This window comes from Roseateles sp. P1_C1_2 (assembly GCF_056406535.1).
In genome coordinates this window covers 110,204-128,688 of sequence record NZ_JBFUAB010000007.1, presented here as the reverse complement: position 1 = coordinate 128,688, position 18,485 = coordinate 110,204, and the positions used below count along the sequence as shown (strand labels likewise).

The window sequence follows — 18,485 nt, the reverse complement described above, 5'->3', positions numbered from 1 at the left end:
CTTGAACACCTGCGCGTCGGCGACAGCGTGAGTGCCAGCCAGAATGAGAAAAATGCAAAGCGTGCGTGAGTTCATGCAAGATGTTTGAACAACCCCGGGAAAATTATCGCGTCTCACGAGAGCGCGCACACCAACTGATCGGTTGTTGCGCCCGTTGAACTTCGACAGGTCGCATCACTGAAAGACGACACCATGGGCGCAGACGCATTCATCGCCTTCTACGGCATCAAGTTCGAGCTCGATCCCGACGATGAGGACGGGCTCGACGCCTGCGATACGGGCGCCGATGCCCGCTGCCTGAAGGCGCGGCATGTCGGCCTGGAAACCTATACCGGGCGCATGACAGACGGCGAGGACTACTTCCTGTACATCGGCACAAGGCTGGCCTCGCTGGGCATCGAGCATGATCAATACGTGACGCAATCCGTCGAGCAGCTTTCGGCCCTCGCCGCCGACGTTCAGGCCAAGCTGAGAGCCGCGGAATTCCAGCAATCGCCCGAGCTTCACTTCCAGTTCATCGGGCAGTACTAGGCCGGTGCAGCAGCAGCAACTCAGCCGCCGCGCCTATGACCACACCCACGCTGTAGGCCAGCAGATCCAGGGCATGAAAGCCTGAGCCCAGCACCAGGTGCCCGAGCGTCGTGTGCCGCACCGCGTTGATCCAGTCCGCCTGATAAAGCTGGCTGCACTCGACCGCGAATGAAGTCGCCAGCGCGGCCGCCGCCGCGCGTGCGATCGACCAGCCGGGCCGGGCCAGCCCGTAGAGCAGCATCACCATCAGCGCCCACAGCGCATCGCCCGGGTATTTGCCGAACTGCGCCGGTAGCAGCCAGGGGTATCGGCGCGACGCCAGCCCCGCGGCAATGACGGCCAATACCAGCAGCGCATACAGGGGTCGGCTTCTATGCATCTCGGTGGGCAGCTGTGTAGATGGGCCTAAGGCCGCCCCGCCGTTTCCAGCGCCACGACGGCATCCAGCAGCCAGGGCCTGTCGTTCTCGAAGAAGCTCTTGTCGATGTTGGTGTTGGGCAGGCGGAAGATCTTCAGGCGCTTGTTGCGCAACAGCTTGAGGCTGTCGCCGAAGCTGCTCTTGAAGAGCCGGTCGGCCTGCCCGTTGGCATAGGCCTTCTTCAGGCCGTACTCCAGCCGCTGGGCCAGCTCGGGCTGGTTCCTGGCGACGAAGAAATACATCGGCATATAGGTGTAGACGGCGAACTGGTTGACGACGAGCAGGCCGGGGTGGGCCTGTTGCTGGGCCTGCAGCTCGGGTTCGACCTCGTAGATGCCGCGCATCAGCAACTGAAAGCGCCCCGAATGCAGCATCGGGATCAGCGTGGGGTGGGCGCCGCCGTAGACGACCTTGAAGCCGTTGTCCTCGAGGATGCGTGCGGTGGACCAGCCCGGGCCCTGGCCGATGCTCAGCGCGCGCAGGTCATTGACCGTGCTGACCGATTCGTAGAGCGGCAGCTCGCTTTGCCGCCCCAGGAAGAACCTGAAGCTGGCCAGGCCGCGCATGATGGGCACGCGCACCGGCAGCGCACCGTCCAGCCATTCCTGCGTCGGCATGGCCACGGCGACGGACAGGCTGCTGCCTTTCTCCAGCTCCAGCAGCTGGCGGCGGATGACGGTCTCCTCGCGTTGCTGGACGACGCGGTAAGCCCCGTACTTGTCGCGTGACAGCTCCAGCGCAAGGGCGAGCAGTTTGTCGGCGTAGGCGCGATGGGACGCCTCGCGCTCCATGTAGGGAATGGTGACGACCAGGGGCATGCCGACGTCCGCGCCCAGCGCGGGCAGGCAGGCCAGCGCCCATGACAGTGCCCACAGCAGGCGCATGCCGGAGCCTGATGCGGGCGGCCCGCTCAGAGCTGGCGGTTGCTCGGCCTGGCCAGGTAGAACCATTCCGTGCCGGGCTGCGACTTCACGTTCGGGAACACGATGCGCCCCTCGCTGGGCGCCAGCACCGCCTCGCCGCTGGCGCGGGTGCCGATGCGCTGGCCCTGCGCGAGGGTGTCGAAGCTGGCCCATTCGCGTTCGAAGCTGTCGCCCATGTCCTCGCGGTCGATGACGTCGTAGAGCTGCAGCAGCTCGGGCGCCTGCGTGGGGCGGTGCGGTTCGACGGCGCTCTCGTCCAGCATGCCGAGGAAGACCAGCGTGCGCAGGATGGCCAGGCGGGCCACCGTCGGGCCGTTCGGGTCCAGATGCTGGCCGCATTCCAGCGTGATGGCCCAGCCGCCGGTAGAGCGCATGTATTCGGTGGTGCCGACGCCGTAGTGCGGGTCGGAGATCAACGAGGAACGGCGCGAGCCGTCGTGCTCGCGCTGCTGGCGGCGCTGCAGGCCCAGCGCATAGGTGGACAGCCAGCCCTCGACGATGCGGCCCACGCCCAGGCGCGCGGCGAGCGCCGATTCGGTCGCTTCCTGCGAGAAGGGCTCCAGCTCGTCGCTGTTGTTGCGCGGGCCGATCATCGCGAAGGCCGGGCCCTGGCCCTGGAAGCTGTGCAGGTCGAGGATGCCGTCATGCTGCGCGATCAACGGGCAGAGCACGCGCGCAATGCGGTCCTCGAAGTCATGCGCGATGACGGGCGGGCGCAGGTTGCGGTTCAGGTTGCGGTCGCCCTCGCGGCGGTTCAGCTGATGGGCCAGCGGGTTGACGATGGGCACCAGCGTCAGCGTGCCGCGCTTCAGCGTCAGCTCGCCCGCGTCCAGCTGGCGAATGATCTCGGCCATCGCTTGGGTGCCGTGGACTTCGTTGCCGTGCACGGCGCCGGTGACGAGCAGGCGCGGGCCTGTCTGCAGGCCGGCGAACTGGTGAACGCGGATATGGGTCGGATGAGTCATGACTTGAGAAGAGCGGAAGACAGGGCCTGGTCGGCGGAGAGGACGCGGCGCGGCAGGTCGGCCACGACTTGGCCGGCGCGATAGGCGACGAGGCGGTAGAGGGTGGCGAAGGCGAAGTTGGGCACTTCCTCGCCGGCGCCCAGCACCAGCTCGCCGCCACGGCGCACGGCGTCGGCCAGGAAGGCGGGCAGGCGCAGGTGATAGGGATTGCGCTCGATCTCGCCGGTATGGCGCTCCAGCGCGGCGATGAGGCGGGCCGTGTCGGCGATGCTGGTCTGCACCAAGGCGTTGGGCTCGGCCTGGGTGGACCAGAACTCGGTGTGGGCCAGCACGGTGTCCAGCTGCGCCGCCGTGATCGCCTCGGCGACGAGGCGGTAGACGCCGCGATGGCTGGGGTTGTCGTCCAGCGCATGCGGCGCCAGCACCAGGGCAGGGCGATGCTGGGTGAGCAGGGTGGCGATGGTGGCCACATGTTCGGCCCACAGGGCGGGCTCACGCTCGGCCGTGTCGGCGCGCACGTCCGACAGGCCGTCTGCGCCGATGCGGATGCAGTCGAAGCCCAGCACGCCGCAGGCATCCACCAGCTCGGCCCAGCGCGACTCGCGGCGCTCGGGATTGCTGCCCAGCGTGACGGCGACATTGCTGACGCGCCAGCCCGCCTCCTGCTGCAGGCGCAGCGGCAGCGCGCCGACGATGCATTCATCGTCCGGGTGGGGCGCAAAAATCAGGCAGTTGCCCGGCCGGGCCTCGGGCGCGGGCGCGGCATGGCCGTCGGGCGGGTCGCCCAGCAGGGCGGCGAAACGGTTCAGGTGCTCGCGCCAGCGGGCGAGGTCGGCTTCCAGGGACATGCCGGCATGCTAACGAACACTGGAATTCCCGGGCCATGTCGCCAGCAGCACACCCAATAAGGCCAGGCCATAGGCGAGGGCCTGCACGGCGGAAATCGATTCGCCGAGCGCCAGGCCGATCAGGGCCGTGCTGATGGGCAGGAAGACCATGAAGACACCCGCCTTGGCCGCCGGCAGGCCCTTCAGGCCGGCCATCCACAGCCAGACGGTGATGACGCTGGCCGTGGCGGCGTAATAGGCCAGCAGCGCCCAATCCAGCACGCGCGGTGCGCCGAAGTCGAAGCTCAGCGCCTGCCAGATCGCCAGCGGCGCGACCAGCACCAGGCCCCAGAGGTTGATCAGCGCGCTGATGCGCTTGGGGCCCAGGCCGGCGGTCAGCTTCTTGCCGATGACGACATAGCAGCCCTCGCAGAACACGGCCGCCAGCAGCAGCAGGGCGCCCAGCGGCGTCGTTTGCGCGCCGCCCTGCTTGCCGCCGGCCACCAGCGCGATGCCGCCGACCGCGCAGGCGATGCCGGCCAGCACGCGGCCGCTCAGGCGCTCGCGCAGCAAGGCCCAGCTCAGCAGCGCCACCGCCGCCGGGATGCCGGCCAGGATGACGCCGGCGACCACGGCCGAGCTCTGCCGCAGGCCGAACAGCATGCAGATGGAGAACAGGAAGTTGCCGAGGAAGGACTCGAGGAAGAGCAGCCAGCGCGAGCGCGCATCCAGCGGCGCCTCCTGGGCAGGCTTCTTCAGCCAGGGCAGCATCAGCAGCGCCGCGAAGCCGAAGCGCAGGCCGGCCAGCAGGAAGACGGGAAAGGCCGCCACCAGCAGCTTGGACAGGCCGACATAGCTGCCGACCAGGCTGGTGCTGGCCGCGAGCAGCGCGTAGGCGCGCCAGGGGATGGGGTGCATGCTCAGTTCAGAGCGCCATCGAGCGTGAAGGCGATGAACTGCGTGAACTGGGCCGGGTTGAAGTTGTTGTCGGAGACGAGGATCAGCGTGCGCTTGCCCTCGTGCATCGGGCCAAAGGTGATGCCTTCGATGTTGTCCAGGGCCAGCACGCTGCCGTCGTCGTTCTTCAGCGAGGACAGGTCCAGCAGCATGGCGCGCTTGACGGGCACGACCTCGCGGCCCTTGATGCTGGGCCAGCCCGACACATCGGTCGCGCCGCGGGTGTCGATCAGGTAGAGCTTGATGGTGTTGCTGGTGGGCTGCTTGGTCAGCGCGGCGACGCCCGGTGTCACGGCACCGACGGCGAAGGCGCGCTCGATGACGATGAACTCGTGGGCCGACAGGGCCAGCATGTCGGGCACGCCGTTGGTGGCGAAGTCGCCCTGGCGCGCCGGCGGGAAGGGCACGGGGCCGACGTCGTAGATGTATTCGGCACCCGCCTTGCCGCTGTCGAGGTCGAAGGACAGCATGCRCGCGCGGCTGCCGCGGCCCACGGCGGTGGGCAGGCTGTCCTGGGCCAGGCCGTTCTCGCTCATCGTCCACAGCGTCTTGCCGTCGGGCGTGATGGCGATGCTCTCGAAGGCCAGGTTGTTGTAGACGCCGACGTCACCGGCCGCGATGCCGCTGGCGCTGCCCGCAGGGTGGTAATAGCTCGGCACGGGGAATTCGCCGGCCGGCCTGCCCTCGGGGCTCATGCGCCGGATGGTCGGGTTCTGCAGGGCGCCCGACACGCGTTGGCCCTCGTTGGCCCAGTAGATGAGGTTGCGCTTGGCGTCCAGGCGCAGGCTCTCGGGGTCGACCTGGTTGCGGCCGAAGGGCTGGCCGTCGAGGTCGAGGATGGTCGTCATGTTGACCCAGGCCACGCCGGCGTCACCCGGGCTGGCGCTGCGGCGGAACTTGGCCAGGTCCAGGCTCAGCTCGTAGTAGCGCGCCGGGGCACGGTCGCTGCGGTCATCGCAGATGGCGAGGTAGCGGCCCGTGGCCGGCACGTAGTCGATGCTGGACAGGCCGCCGACCGGCGCGCCTTTGAAGCTCGGGCTGCCCTGCACGATCTGCTGGCCGAGATAGTTCAGCGTCTGGGCGACGGCGGGCAGGGACAGCAGCAGGGAGGCCGCGACGGCGGCACAGCGGGCGAACAACTTCATCAACTCGATCCTCGAGGGCGGCATGGGCCGCGGCGGCGGCGCGCAGTCTAGTCGGACCGCTCAGGCAGCCCGCCGCAGGGCGCCGCGCAGCGTGTCGATGATGCGTTCGATGTGGCCGCTCTCGATGATCAGCGGCGGTGACAGCGCGACGGTGTCGCCGGTGGTGCGCACCAGCAGGCCCTTGTCCCAGCAGTCCAGGAAGACGTTGAAGGCGCGCTTGGCCGGCTGGCCGTCCAGGGGCTTCAGCTCGACGCCGCCGACCAGGCCGATGTTGCGCACGTCGATGACATTGGGCTCGTCGCGCAGCGAGTGCAGGGCCTTGGCGAACTCGCCTTCCATGCGCGCCGCGCGCGTCAGCAGGTCGTCGTCGGCATAGGTGTCCAGCGTGGCGATGCCGGCCGCGCAGGCCAGCGGGTGGGCCGAGTAGGTGTAGCCGTGGAAGAACTCGATGAGGTGCTCGGGCCCGGTCATGAAGGCGTCGTGGATCTTCTGCTGGGCGAACACGGCACCCATGGGCACGCAGCCATTGGTGATGCCCTTGGCCACCGTCATCAGGTCGGGCGTCACGCCGAAGGTCTGGGCGCCGAAGGGCTTGCCGGTGCGGCCGAACCCGGTGATGACCTCGTCGAAGATCAGCAGGATGCCGTGCTTGTCGCAGATGTCGCGCAGGCGCTGCAGATAGCCCTGGGGCGGAATCAGCACGCCGGTGGAGCCGGCCACCGGCTCGACGATGACGGCGGCGATGGTGCTGGCGTCATGCAAGGCGACCAGGCGCTCCAGGTCGTCCGCGAAGTCGGCGCCATGCTGGGGGATGCCGACCGAGAAGGCGTTGCGCGCCGGGTCGTGGGTGTGGCGGATGTGGTCGACGCCGGCCAGCAGGCTGCCGAACATCTTGCGGTTGGCGACCATGCCGCCCACCGAGATGCCGCCGAAGTTGACGCCGTGGTAGCCGCGCTCGCGGCCGATCAGGCGGGTGCGGGCGCCTTCGCCGCGTACGCGGTGGTAGGCGATGGCCATCTTCAGCGCGGTGTCCACCGACTCGGAGCCCGAGTTGGTGAAGAAGACGCGGTTCATGCCCGTGGGTGCGATTGCGGCAAGGCGCTCGGCGAGCTCGAAGGCCTTGGGATGGCCCATCTGGAAGGGCGGCGCGAAGTCGAGCTCGGCGGCCTGGTCCTGGATGGCCTTGACGATCTTGCTGCGGTTGTGCCCCGCGTTCACGCACCACAGGCCCGCGATGCCGTCGAGGATCTCGCGACCCTTGTCGTCGCGGAAGAACATGCCGTCGGCCTGGGTCAGCAGGCGGGGGGACTGCTTGAACTGGCGGTTGGCCGTGAACGGCATCCAGTAGGCGTCAAGCTTGGAAACGTCAGCGCTCATGCGGGGCTCCTGTGCAGCACAGCGAAGTCTAAAAGCTAATTTGACGGCCTTGTAAGAATTTGCCGACGTCTCAGGGTTCCCACCAGAGGCAACAGTTGCACCAGCAGGATGCAGGCGAGCATCAGGCCGCAGCCGATCAGGCCGGCGGTGTTCAGGCGCTCGCCCAGCAGCAGATAGCCGCAGGCGGCGGCGAACAGCGTCTCGGACGACAGGATGATGGCGGCGTCTGCGGCCTGCGCGTAGCGCTGGGCCACGACCTGGGCCGTGAAGGCGATGCCGACCGACAAGACGCCGGTGTAGGCGATCGGCCAGGCCGCCGCTGCGATGCCGGCCCAGCGCACCGGCTCCATGACGAAGGCGGCGATCAGCGACAGCCCGCCGCAAATCGCGAACTGGCCGCTGGCGACGAGGAAGGGCGCGCCCATGCGGTCGGCCCAGCGGCCCACCATCAGCACATGCAGGGCCCAGGGAATGGCCGAGCCGGCCACCCAGAGGTCGCCCAGGCCGATGCTCAGCTCGTGCGCGCCGGACAGCAGGAAGGCCCCCACCAGGCAGCCCGCCGCGGCCGGCCAGACCGACCAGTGCGCGATCTGGCGCAGCAGCAGCCAGGCCAGCACCGGCACCAGCGGCACGTAGACGGCGGTCAGGAAGCCGGCGTTGGTCACGCTGGTGGTCTGGATGCCGACCTGCTGCATGACGGCGCCCAGCGTCATCAGGCCGCCCAGGCCGGCGATATGCCAGCCGTCGAGCCCCGACAACGGCCGGCCCTCGCGACCGAGGCGGCGCCACTCCAGCACCGCCAGCGGCAGCACGACGGCCGCACCGATCAGGAAGCGCACGCCGGTGAAGAGCAGGGGGCCGACGTCGGCCATGYCCCGGCTCTGGGCGACGAAGGCCGAGCCCCAGATCAGCGCGACGAGGGTGAGCAGCAGATTGGCTTGGACGCGGGACATCAGGAGGAGGTTTGCTGGAGGGCGGTCAGTTCCGCCTCGTCGAAGCCGGCGGCGCGGCGGGCTTCGAGGTTGAAGGGCGCGCGCAGCTTGGGTGCCTGGTGGCGGTCGGCGAGCTCGGCATAGGTGGCAATCGGGTCCAGCCCGCGCTGCTCGCAGAGGAAGCGATACCAGCGGTTGCCCGCCGCGACATGGCCGATCTCGTCGCGCAGGATGATGTCCAGGATCTCGCCGGCGCGGTGGTCGCCGGCACCGACGAGCTTGCGCTTGACGGCCGGCGACGCGTCCAGGCCGCGAGCCTCCAGCGTGCGCGGCACCAGCGCGATGCGGGCCAGCAGATCGTGCCGGGTGCGCTCGGCCATGTCCCACAGCGCGTTGTGGGCGTCGAAATCGCCGTAGTCGAAGCCCAGGGTCAGCAGGTGCTCGCGCAGCAGCGTGAAGTGCTTGGCCTCTTCCTGGGCGATGCGCAGCCAGTCGCGGTAGAAGGCCTCGGGCATGCCGGGAAAGCGCCAGCAGATGTCCAGGGCCAGGTCGATGGCATTGAGCTCGATGTGGGCGATGGCGTGCACCAGGGCCGCAATGCCGGCCGGGGTGCGCATCGACGGTGGCTTGAGCCTGACATGCTCGACAAGGCAGGGGCGCTCCGGGCGACCGGGAATGCCGGCCGGCTCGGCGATGACGGCGGTCGCATCAACGGGCAGCGAGGCGTCGAGCGCCAGCGTCGCGCGCGCCTTGGCGGGCGCGTCGGCGATCAAGAGGGGGCCGAGCGTGGCCAAGCGAAGGTCGGACATTGGGCGGGATTCTAAAATCCGCCTCTTTTGCACGAGGCCGCGATGGCGATCTACCAGCTCGACGAGCACCTCCCCGACGTGGCCGAATCGGCCTGGGTCGCCGACAGCGCCGAGGTCATCGGCCGCGTGACGCTGGGTGAGGGCGTCAGCATCTGGTTCAACGCCGTGCTGCGCGGCGACAGCGACACGCTCACCATCGGCGCCGGCAGCAACATCCAGGACGGCTCGGTGCTGCATGCCGACCACGGCTTTCCTCTGGTCATCGGCCAGAACGTGACGGTCGGCCATCAGGTCATGCTGCATGGCTGCACGGTCGGTAACGAAAGCCTCATCGGCATCGGTGCCGTGGTCTTGAATGGCGCACGCATCGGCCGCAACTGTGTCGTCGGCGCCGGTGCGTTGGTGACCGAGGGCAAGGAATTCCCCGACGGCTCGCTGATCGTCGGCGCCCCGGCCAAGGTGGTGAGGGAACTGACCGAGGCCCAGATCGCCGGGCTGAAGGCCAGCGCGGCCCACTATGTCAACAACGGCCGCCGCTATGCGGCCGGCCTGAAAAGAATCCGATGAGCGAGCTTCACAAATTCCTGTTTGACGGCCTGCCGGTGCGCGGCATGCTGGTGCGCCTGACCGAAGGCTGGCAAGAGGTGCTGTCGCGCCGCGAGCCCGGCGCCGAATACCCGCCCGAGCTGCGCAATCTGCTCGGCGAGATGAGCGCGGCCGCCGTGCTGATGCAGGCCAACATCAAGTTCAACGGTGCGCTGGTGCTGCAGGTGTTCGGCGACGGCCCCGTCAAGCTGGCCGTGGCCGAGGTTCAGCCCGACCTGGCCTTCCGTGCCACAGCCAAGTGCGTCGGCACGGTCGAGCCGGGTGCGACGCTGGAGGCCATGGTCAATGTGAACGGCCAGGGCCGCTGCGCGATCACGCTGGACCCCAAGGACAAATTCCCCGGCCAGCAGCCCTACCAGGGCGTCGTGCCGTTGCACGGCGACCAGCGCGAGCCGCTGCAGAAGGTCAGCGAGGTGCTGGAGCACTACATGCTGCAATCCGAGCAGCTCGACACCAAGCTCGTGCTGGCGGCCAACGGCGACATCGCCGCCGGCCTGCTGATCCAGCGCCTGCCCATCCAAGGGGAGGGCAATCTGGAGGGCCGACGCGGCGCCGGGCCGTCCCAAGCCGAGGCGAGCCCCCCGGGGGGGCAGCCGGCTCTGCCGGCGTGGGGGCAGCGTTCCAGCAACGAAGACGACATCGGCCTGTCCGACGCCTTCAACCGCATCTCCATCCTGGCCGCCACGCTGACCGCCGAGGAACTGCTGACGCTGGACGCCGACACGGTGCTGCGCCGCCTGTTCTGGGAGGAGACGGTGACGCGCTTCGAGCCCCAGCAGCCGCGCTTTGCCTGCACCTGCTCGCGCGAGCGCGTCGGGCAGATGCTGCGCGGCCTGGGCCGGGATGAGGTCGACAGCGTGCTGGCCGAGCGCGGTGACGTCGAGATCGGCTGCGATTTCTGTGGTCGCCACTACCGCTTCGACGCGGTGGACRTGGGCGCGCTGTTCGACGAACGGACCCATCCAACCGGCGGTTTCCCCACGATGCAGTAGGCCCGCGGTCGCCACGGGGCAACGGGCATCCCGACTTCTGAGGATGTTCGCCGTCCTAGTGATTGACGCCACCCCGGCGAGCTGAGACTTTCGCCTCCTGGCGCCGTTTTGCGGGAGCCGGGAGGCACTGATGGCGGATTCCAAGGGCGGCGTGTTCGGGAGTTTCCCGTGGGCCAGCGTGGCCGTGCTGATGGCCTTCGTCGCCAGCACGCAGCTGGTGCCGCATGCCTTCGACGCGCTGCGCCCGGCCGAGAAGGCGCGCGCGCAGGCGCCGCTGGACCCCGACCTGGAGATCAATGCCCGGCTCTGGGAAGACCCCTTCGCCGCGCTGCGCCGCTATGAGGTGGAGCGTTCCGAACGCTGCGAGCGCCAGCGCAAGGCCGCGCAACAGGTGGACGGCGACTGCGGCAACCTGATGCCCAAGCTGCGCGACCCGCGCAATCTGCTGTCCAGGCTGGATGGCGACCAGAACAAGCGCATCGACGACACGCTGATCGTGCTGGCGCTGATGCCGGGGGCCGATTTCGTCGGCGCCGAAGAGGCGCGGCGTCGCATCCGCTACGCGACGCTGGCGGGCCTGCTGGCGCAGGACTACGTGCCCGACAACGCCGAGCGTCTGAGCCTGCTGGAGTTCAAGCTGCTGGACGGCAATGTTGGCAATACCGAGGGCAAGGCTGCCCCTGTCGACAAGGCGGCGGTCGGCGCCGGCTATCTGGTGCCCTACGAGCTGCTGTCGCTGCGCCGCGAGAACGGCACCGAGCCGCCGTCGCGCTACGCCCAGGTGGCCTTGCTGTGGGTCGATGAAACCGCCTTGCCGTTGCGCAAGCTGGACGCGGTGGCCCGGCTGACCGAGCAGCTGATGGGCAAGGCCGCCCGCACCCGCGCCAAGGTGCGCTTTGCCGACGATCACCAGGACGCGCTGCCGCGCCTGGCCATCATCGGCCCATCGTCCACCGACGCCTTGCGCACCGCGCTGCGCGACCTGCGCTGCGCCGCCGACCTGAACAACGCCGCGGGCATCGCCGGTGGCGGCGTGGCGCGCAGCGACGCCGCCCGCTGCGCGCGGCGCGGCGAGGACATCGACGCCAGGCAGGTGCTTCCCGACGACGTGCTGGACGGCTACCGCCTGCTGGCCCGGGCCGAGTTCTACAACCCCTCGTCCACGGCGCCCGAGCGCATGCTGCCGGAGCTGCAGCAGTACGCCCGCGACGTGACCGGGGTGGACGACGGGCTGGACGCCTTCCTGACGCAGCACTTCAGCCGCCTGGTCGGCAGCAAGGGCAAGCCGCAGCCCGTGCACATGGTGCGCACCGTGGGCAGCGACGCGGACCTGATCGAGAACCTGGTGAAGGAGGTGCGGCTGCGCCTGCCGCAGAAGCACCGCCGCATCGTCGTGGTGGCCGAGCGCGACTCCATCTATGCCCAGGCGCTGGTGGAGCAGCTGCGCGACTGCCTGCCGCCAGCGCTGCAGGACAGCCTCAAGGTCATCTATTTCTTTCGCGGCATCGACGGCGTCACCACCAAGGAAGCCAGCGCCGCTGCCGCGCTCGCCACGGCGGCGGCCAAGGCGCCACCGCTGGAGTGGCCCGAAAGCCGCGACCAGCTGGACTATCTGCGCCGGCTGAGCGGCGAGCTCAAGCGCAGTGAAGCCGTGGACGACAGCCTGCCCATCGGCGCCATCGGCATCTTCGCCAACGACGTGCACGACAAGCTGCTGGTGCTGCAGGCCCTGCACGAGACCTTCTCGGATCGCATGTTCTTCACCACGGACATGGACGCGCGCTATCTGCACCCGCGCACGCAGTCCTTCACGCGCAATCTGGTGGTGGCCAGCAGCCTGCCGCTGGCCTTCTACCCGCCGTCCCAGGGCGAGGTCGACCTGCAGGCCGGCACGCCGCCGCTGCGCGACATCTACCAGACCAGCACCTACGCCGCCGCGCGCCGTGCCGGCTGCCGCAGCGACGCCTGCAAGGCCGGCGAAGCCAGGGCCCTGGACCGCGTGCTGAAGAACACCTCGGTCTATGAGATGGGCCGTTCGGAGATGGTGCCGCTGGCGGGGTATGCCTTGCTGGACAGACCGCACCAGGCGGCGCCGGGGCGCATCTTCGTCGCGCTGCTGATGGCGGCGCTGATCGGCTGCATGCTGTTCGCCTGGCCCTCGACGCCTTCCATGCGCCAGGCCCGCCGGGTGTTGCTGGGTGCCAGCGGCGGCCCGCCGCGCACCATGGACCTCACCGCCATCGCCCTGGTCACCCTGCATGCGGTGCTGCTGTCCTATGCCATGGCCAGCCTCATCGAATTCGTGCTGCCCGGCCGCATGAACTTCAGCCACGCGCGGCTGCTGGCCGCCTTGGCGGCGGGTGGCGCCTTGATGCTGGGCCTCACGGCCTGGAAAGCCGGCGAGCGGCGGCAGCTGGTGGGCGTGCTGGCCGCGCTGCTGCTGGGCATTGCCGGTGCGTGGATGTGGCTGGCCTGGCCGCACGGCGGCTGGTTGCCGGGCAAGGCCCCTTGCCTGACTTGCGAGCCCACGGCCTGGCTGGAGGGCGTCAGTGCCTGGCCGTCCCACCTCCTTCATCTGCTGGCGCTGTTCACGCTGCTGTGGACGCTGGACTGGACCTGGGCCGCCACGCAGGAGCAGCTCAAGCGCGACTCCTACTGGCTGAAGCTGTCCCCGCCCGAGCCACATGGCCTGAAGGTGCTGCTGGGCGGCTGGTTCGCCCATGCCAGCGTGATGTTCTGGAAGCCGGGTGTGGGCTTCAGCTGCGACTTCAAGCAGCTGTGGGTCGAGTACGGCGAACGCGGCGAGGCCACGCCGCGCCTCATCCGCACGCTGTTCTGGTATGTGCTGACGCTGGCCATCATGCTGCTGCTGTTCTTCGGCATCAACGACGGCCAGATCCCCGAGGTGCCGGCGCGCGGCAAGGAGCATCGCAGCCTGGTGCGCGTGACGCTGTACGCGGCCATGCTGCTGCTGCCCCTGCTCATCGTGGCGGTGGCCGACTCGACGGTGCTGCTGACGCGCTTCGTGCGCCATCTGAACGCCGGCCGCACCTACTACCCACCCGACACCATCGCGCAGTTCGCCAATGCGCTGGGCGACGAGCACAAGGCCTTGTGGGCGCAGCGCTTCTGCGCCAAGCCGGAAGACCGCAACAAGGACGGCAGCGGCTTCACCATGCACACGCTGCTGGACGACTGGGTCGACGTGCAGGTGGTGGCCCGGCGCAGCGCACCCATCTCGCGGCTGGTGATCGGCCCCTTCGTCGTGCTGGCGCTGCTGGTGGTGGCGCGCAGCCGGCTGTTCGACAACTGGGCGCTGACGCCGGCCATCGCCGTGGGCGTGAGCTTCTACATCGCAGTCTTGGTCGGGCTGACCTTTTTGCTCAAGCAGGCGGCCGAGAACACGCGCCGCCGCGCCCTCGAATCCATGCAGGCCGACCTGCGCTGGATGGCCGGCAGCGGCGCGCCGCTGACCGGCCTGGTGGAGCCCTTCAAGCGGCTGATCGCGCAGGTCGAGAACGAGCAGCACGGCGCCTTCGCGTCCTTCTTCGACCAGCCCCTGCTCAAGGCCATCCTGGTGCCGCTGGGCGGCGCGGGCGGGACGCAGCTGTTCGACTACCTGCTGCTCGGCCGCTGACGGCCGAAGAAGCCGCCAGGCCGACGATGAAGTCCAGCATGGCCCGCGTCTTGGCCGGCATGTGCCGGCGCGACGGGTGGTAGGCATAGAGCGGAAAGCGCTCATCCGACCAGTCCGGGAAGAGGTTGACGAGCTGGCCGCCGGCCAGCAGCTCGTCCTCGGCCAGCTCGAACATCTGCGCAATGCCATGGCCGGCCAGGCAGGTGCTTTGCAAGGTGCCGGCATCGTTGAGCGTCAGCACGCCCTCGACGGGCACGACGAGCTTGCGTCGACCCTGATGGAACTCCCAGTCGAAGGGGCGGCCGGTCGCCGGATCGCGAAACAGGATACAGCGATGGCCGGCCTGCAGGTCGCGCGGGTGCTCGGGCCGGCCGAAGCGGCGCAGATAGGCCGGTGACGCCACCGTCAGCACACGCGCCTCCAGCAGCTTGCGCGCCACCAGCGAAGAGGTCTGCGGATGGCCGAAGCGGATGGCGAGGTCGAACCCTTCGGCCACCAGGTCGCCGAGGTCGTCGCGCGTGCGCAGCTCCAGCTCCAATTCGGGATGGGTGTCGAGAAAGGCGCCCAGGTGCGGGCCGAGGATGAGGCGGGAGAAGAAGGGGTCGATATTGACGCGCAGCTTGCCGCGCACGGCGGCGGCCGAGCCGCTGGCCGTCTCCGCGGCCTCGGCCAGCTCGCCCAGCAGCGGCAGCACACGTTCGTAGAAGCGCCGGCCTTCGTCGGTGAGGCGCACGGAGCGCGTCGTGCGGTCGAACAGGCGGATGGCCAGGCGCTGCTCCAGGCGCGCCACGGCGCGGCTGACCCCCGACTGCGACATGTCCAGCGCCTCGCCGGCGCGCCCGAAGTTGCGCGCGTCGACGATGGCCACCATGACGCGAAAGCCGTCCAGCAGTTGCGGTGTCAGTGAATTCATGGATGCTTGCCAAGCATGAATCAAATGACATTCATGCTATCGCTTCGAGGCGCCGGATTCCGAAGAATCCGCTCCAACGCGGCCCGTGGTGGGCGGCAAGGAGAGAGCGATGTTTGTAGTCACGGGAATCACGGGGCAGGTAGGCGGCCAGCTGGCGGCGCATTTGCTGGCGGCAGGCCTGCCGGTCAGGGCGGTTGTGCGCGATGCAGACAAGGCCGAGGCCTGGCGGGCGCGGGGCTGCCAAGTGGCCTTGGCGGCGATGCATGACGCCACGGCGTTGACCGAGGCCTTTCGCGGTGCGACGGCCGTCTTCGTGCTGCTGCCGCCGGTGTTCGATCCAGCGCCGGATTTCGACGAAACCCGCCGGCATGTCGGCGCGCTGGCCGAGGCCTTGTCAGTGGCCCGGCCGGGTCGCGTCGTCGCACTGTCCACCATCGGTGCGCAGGCTGACGAGCCCAATCTGCTGAGCCAACTGGGCTTGATGGAGGACATGCTGGGTGGCCTGGGCCTGCCGGTCACCTTCCTTCGGGCCGCCTGGTTCATCGAGAACCTGGTCTGGGACGTGGCTCCGGCGCGCGACACAGGCCTGCTGGCCTCCTGTCTGCAGCCGCTGGACCGGCCGGTCGCCATGGTGGCGACGGCCGATGTCGCCGAAGCGGCGGCTGAGCTGCTGCAGGAGAACTGGGCGGGCCGGCGCATCGTCGATCTGGAAGGGCCACGCCGTCTGGCGCCTGCGGATCTGGCGGATGCGCTGGCCAGCGCACTGGGCCGGCCGGTGCACGCCGAAGTGGTGCCCCGCGAGCGCTGGGAGGCGCGCTTTCGCCGCGACGGCATGCGCAACCCGGAGCCCCGCATGCGCATGCTGGACGGCTTCAACGAAGGCTGGATAGATTTCAGCGTGGCTACGTCGCGCAAGGGGTGCACGACGCTGGAACAGGTCGTTCGCAAGCTGGTGGACTGAAGCGCCTGACGGCAAATACAAGCCCTAGGTCGTTGGCCGCAGCGGCTCGCCGTCCTCCGCCCATACGATGGTTGTTTGCAGCCCCAGCGACTAGCTTGTTAGGAGCGGCCGCCCTAAGGGCCTGTTAACGCCATGGCAATGAGTCGCGAAGGCCCGCCGCCAGGGGCAATCAAGGCGCGGCGCGCCGCCCGCACTGGTGTGCGGGCAAGTGGCGCAACGCGGAGTGCCCTTGGCGGCGAGCCTTCCCGAAGGGTTGTTCACAGAAAGGTCGCGCGCAGCGTTGCAAATCCTCGCCGGGTGTCCAACCCGGCTGCGGTCTGCGCCTTGCTCGCGGCCTTTCTGGGAACAACGCGACCCGTTGCCATGGCGGTAACAGGCCCATGAGGCCCCCGTCGGGCGCCCCGGTATCGCCGTTCCATGCCGGTCACTGGAGTGGACATGACCTCCGATCAAAGACTGCTAGCCCTCATCGGTCGCCGCATCCCGGCCATCTTCGACGTCATCCCGCGCGGGCCCCAGGGCTTGTCGCTGCACGATCGCTTCAGCGCCGTGGCGCTGAATCCCCAGCCGCTACCGCCCGGGCCGCCCGAGCTCATCGGCGCCGCGCTGGCGCAGGAATTCGCCCACATGGCCTGGGTGAGCGACCGCCTTGGCCTGGCCTGGAAGACGATGAACCAGGACCTGGACGACTGGTGCCCGACGCAGCCGCGCAAGATCAAGTGGCCCATCCACTGGCCGCCGGTGCCCGAGCCCGATCCTCACCCCAACTGGTATGCGGAACTGCATCTGGGTTTTGCAGCCAAGCTGTCGGCGATCTCGGCCGACCATGCCGGCACCCCACTGGCCGCGACGCTGGACCGCGCCGTCAATCGCTCCGTCGACGCGCTGGGGCAGTTGCGGGCGCAGTGAGGCCTTCCGGTCGCTTCAGCCGGGGGATCCCTTCACGGCATGCACGGCCAGCGCCAGTCGCTCGGCCTGCGTGCTGCCGTGGATATCGATCCATGGCAGGCCCTGGCCCGCCAGGGCTGCACGCAGGCGGGCGTCGAAGCGCGCCCGTACCTCCGGCCCGTCGCGCAGGAAGCCATCGGCCTCCCACGGCAGATCAGGTGCGCACAGCAAGGTCAGATCGCAGCGGCGCTGGAAGGCGAGGGCGTCGGCCAGCAGCGCGTCATCATTGAAGTAATGCTGGCTGCACAGCGCGGTGATCAGCGGCGTCGTGTCGCAGATCACCAGCTCATGCTCGCGCGATGCGGCCGCTATGCGCGCGGCCTGCTCGGCGGCGATGTGGGCCTGCTCGTGCTGCAGCGGCGTGCGGCCATGGCTGTCGCACCATTCGCGCAGGTATTCGGTGACGAGACCGGCGCCGAAATGCCGCGCCAGCGCCGGGGCCAGCGTGGATTTTCCGGTGCATTCCGCGCCCAACAAGGCAATCACTCTTGCCATGCCGACTCCGCAAGTTGCGCGTGACCAAGCTTGCCGTGCGGTGACTGGCCAAGCGACTGCCGTGGAACCGGCTTTGCCGGGCCACTGGCAGTGCCCCCTCGAAGGGGGCGCGCGTAGCGCGTAGGGGGTGAGCTCATTTTCTCCACGCACGCCAGCCGATGACACTCATCGGGATGAAGCCGGCATAGAGGATGACCGTCAGCCAATAGCCCTTGAGGCCGAACAGCACGACGCTGACCACGTTGACGACGATCCAGGTCGGCCAGTTCTCTTCGTATTTGCGCGCCAGCAACCACTGGCCGAGCAGGCTGGCCACGGTCGGGAAGGCGTCCCAATAGGGCAGGGGGCTGTCGGTCACCTTGGCCAGGAAGAGGCCGAGCAGCGGCCAGGCCGCCAGCGTCAGCAGCGCGGGCCTGAGCAGGCCTGCCAAGCCGAGGCGCCGCACCTTCAGGACCTCGCCCTCGCGGGTGCGGCCAAAACGCCATTGCCACCAGCCCCACAGCGCCAGTGCGGCGAACACCAGTTGCAGTGCGGCCTCGCCATAGAGCTTGCCGTCCCAGAACAGCGCGAAATACATCAGCGAGCTGATCAGGGCCAGCGGCCAGGCCAGCAGGTGGACGCGCATATTGCAGACCACCATCCAGACGGCCAGCACGAAGGCCACCAGCTCCAGCCAGGAGATGGGGCTGCCGAAGGCTGAAAAGGCCGGCGCGAGCAGCGCCGCCCAGAGGGTGGCAAGCATCAGCGCTTGACTGACGAGGCGGCGGTCGGTGCTGTACCTGCCGCGATAGGCACGAAGACTTCGTCGGACTTGATCATGCCCAGCTCGAAGCGGGCCTTCTCCTCGACCATCTCCAGGCCCTCGCGCAGATCACGCAGTTCGGCCTGCAGCTGGGCATTGCGGGCCCGGGCCTTGTCGTTGTCGGCCTGGGCCTTGCTCAGCTCCGTGCGGAGCTGAGCGACGTGCGGAATGCTGCCCCGGCCCACCCAGAGCTGGGCTTGGATGGCGATCAGGAAGATGGCCAGGACCGCGGCAAGAACCTTCAAGA

At 68.9% G+C, this 18,485-nt stretch carries 19 protein-coding genes; 6 read left to right on the top strand and 13 right to left on the bottom strand.

Features of this window, described 5'->3' with window-relative positions:
- Positions 1–192: 192 nt before the first annotated feature.
- Entirely contained in the window at positions 193–531 is a 339-nt protein-coding gene (locus tag AC1D2H_RS08800; protein ID WP_478010665.1) for a hypothetical protein, read from the top strand.
- On the opposite strand, the gene AC1D2H_RS08795 is transcribed toward AC1D2H_RS08800, so the two are convergent.
- Genes AC1D2H_RS08795 through AC1D2H_RS08755 form a run of 9 tightly spaced genes read right to left on the bottom strand, consistent with a single transcriptional unit; the run spans position 515 to position 8,884 of the window.
- Positions 515–910, bottom strand: coding sequence for a ribosomal maturation YjgA family protein (locus AC1D2H_RS08795; protein ID WP_478010664.1), 396 nt, complete (start codon positions 908–910; stop codon positions 515–517). The genes AC1D2H_RS08800 and AC1D2H_RS08795 overlap by 17 nt on opposite strands.
- 26 nt (positions 911–936) lie before the next feature.
- Positions 937–1,833 (bottom strand): hypothetical protein, encoded by an 897-nt coding sequence (locus AC1D2H_RS08790; protein WP_477936869.1) that lies wholly within the window; start codon positions 1,831–1,833, stop codon positions 937–939.
- 26 nt (positions 1,834–1,859) lie between these two features.
- On the bottom strand, positions 1,860–2,837 hold the full coding sequence (locus tag AC1D2H_RS08785) for a succinylglutamate desuccinylase/aspartoacylase family protein (protein ID WP_478010663.1): 978 nt from the start codon (positions 2,835–2,837) through the stop codon (positions 1,860–1,862).
- On the bottom strand, positions 2,834–3,685 hold the full coding sequence (locus AC1D2H_RS08780) for a PIG-L deacetylase family protein (protein ID WP_478010662.1): 852 nt from the start codon (positions 3,683–3,685) through the stop codon (positions 2,834–2,836). The genes AC1D2H_RS08785 and AC1D2H_RS08780 overlap by 4 nt, the downstream gene beginning before the upstream one ends.
- Positions 3,686–3,694: 9 nt before the next feature.
- Entirely contained in the window at positions 3,695–4,582 is an 888-nt protein-coding gene (locus tag AC1D2H_RS08775; RefSeq protein ID WP_477936875.1) for a DMT family transporter, read from the bottom strand.
- Between the two features lie 2 nt (positions 4,583–4,584).
- Positions 4,585–5,766 (bottom strand): esterase-like activity of phytase family protein, encoded by a 1,182-nt coding sequence (locus AC1D2H_RS08770; RefSeq protein WP_478010661.1) that lies wholly within the window; start codon positions 5,764–5,766, stop codon positions 4,585–4,587.
- A 60-nt stretch (positions 5,767–5,826) separates the two neighbouring features.
- A complete protein-coding gene (gene aptA / locus AC1D2H_RS08765; RefSeq protein ID WP_478010660.1) occupies positions 5,827–7,143 on the bottom strand; it encodes an omega-aminotransferase AptA in 1,317 nt (438 codons plus the stop codon).
- 35 nt (positions 7,144–7,178) lie between these two features.
- Complete coding sequence (locus tag AC1D2H_RS08760; protein ID WP_478010659.1) at positions 7,179–8,096, bottom strand: DMT family transporter; 918 nt, start codon at positions 8,094–8,096, stop codon at positions 7,179–7,181.
- On the bottom strand, positions 8,096–8,884 hold the full coding sequence (locus AC1D2H_RS08755; protein WP_478010658.1) for a ferritin-like domain-containing protein: 789 nt from the start codon (positions 8,882–8,884) through the stop codon (positions 8,096–8,098). The genes AC1D2H_RS08760 and AC1D2H_RS08755 overlap by 1 nt, the downstream gene beginning before the upstream one ends.
- Before the next feature lie 42 nt (positions 8,885–8,926).
- Here AC1D2H_RS08755 and AC1D2H_RS08750 point away from each other — a divergent pair, with 42 nt between their 5' ends.
- The 3 genes from AC1D2H_RS08750 to AC1D2H_RS08740 all read left to right on the top strand — a co-directional run bounded on the left by AC1D2H_RS08750 (position 8,927) and on the right by AC1D2H_RS08740 (position 14,119).
- Positions 8,927–9,451 (top strand): gamma carbonic anhydrase family protein, encoded by a 525-nt coding sequence (locus AC1D2H_RS08750; RefSeq protein WP_478010657.1) that lies wholly within the window; start codon positions 8,927–8,929, stop codon positions 9,449–9,451.
- Positions 9,448–10,482, top strand: coding sequence for an Hsp33 family molecular chaperone HslO (hslO, locus tag AC1D2H_RS08745; RefSeq protein WP_478010656.1), 1,035 nt, complete (start codon positions 9,448–9,450; stop codon positions 10,480–10,482). The genes AC1D2H_RS08750 and hslO overlap by 4 nt, the downstream gene beginning before the upstream one ends.
- Positions 10,483–10,612: 130 nt before the next feature.
- Positions 10,613–14,119 carry a hypothetical protein gene (locus tag AC1D2H_RS08740; RefSeq protein ID WP_478010655.1) on the top strand — a complete coding sequence of 1,169 codons (3,507 nt, stop codon included), beginning with the start codon at positions 10,613–10,615 and terminating at the stop codon, positions 14,117–14,119.
- On the opposite strand, the gene AC1D2H_RS08735 is transcribed toward AC1D2H_RS08740, so the two are convergent.
- Entirely contained in the window at positions 14,046–15,032 is a 987-nt protein-coding gene (locus AC1D2H_RS08735; protein ID WP_477934023.1) for a LysR family transcriptional regulator, read from the bottom strand. The genes AC1D2H_RS08740 and AC1D2H_RS08735 overlap by 74 nt on opposite strands.
- 109 nt (positions 15,033–15,141) lie before the next feature.
- Between AC1D2H_RS08735 and AC1D2H_RS08730 the strand changes: the two genes are divergently transcribed.
- Together AC1D2H_RS08730 and AC1D2H_RS08725 are read left to right on the top strand one after the other, a co-directional pair.
- Positions 15,142–15,993 (top strand): NAD(P)H-binding protein, encoded by an 852-nt coding sequence (locus AC1D2H_RS08730; protein WP_478010654.1) that lies wholly within the window; start codon positions 15,142–15,144, stop codon positions 15,991–15,993.
- Between the two features lie 438 nt (positions 15,994–16,431).
- Positions 16,432–16,902 carry a hypothetical protein gene (locus AC1D2H_RS08725; protein WP_477934027.1) on the top strand — a complete coding sequence of 157 codons (471 nt, stop codon included), beginning with the start codon at positions 16,432–16,434 and terminating at the stop codon, positions 16,900–16,902.
- A gap of 15 nt (positions 16,903–16,917) precedes the next feature.
- Here the strand turns inward: AC1D2H_RS08725 and AC1D2H_RS08720 are convergent, their stop codons facing one another.
- The 3 genes from AC1D2H_RS08720 to AC1D2H_RS08710 form a co-directional block, all read right to left on the bottom strand.
- Positions 16,918–17,436 (bottom strand): AAA family ATPase, encoded by a 519-nt coding sequence (locus AC1D2H_RS08720; RefSeq protein ID WP_477934029.1) that lies wholly within the window; start codon positions 17,434–17,436, stop codon positions 16,918–16,920.
- Between the two features lie 133 nt (positions 17,437–17,569).
- A complete protein-coding gene (gene pnuC / locus AC1D2H_RS08715; RefSeq protein ID WP_477934031.1) occupies positions 17,570–18,178 on the bottom strand; it encodes a nicotinamide riboside transporter PnuC in 609 nt (202 codons plus the stop codon).
- Positions 18,178–18,483 carry a septum formation initiator family protein gene (locus AC1D2H_RS08710; RefSeq protein WP_478010653.1) on the bottom strand — a complete coding sequence of 102 codons (306 nt, stop codon included), beginning with the start codon at positions 18,481–18,483 and terminating at the stop codon, positions 18,178–18,180. The genes pnuC and AC1D2H_RS08710 overlap by 1 nt, the downstream gene beginning before the upstream one ends.
- Between the last annotated feature and the right edge of the window lie 2 nt (positions 18,484–18,485).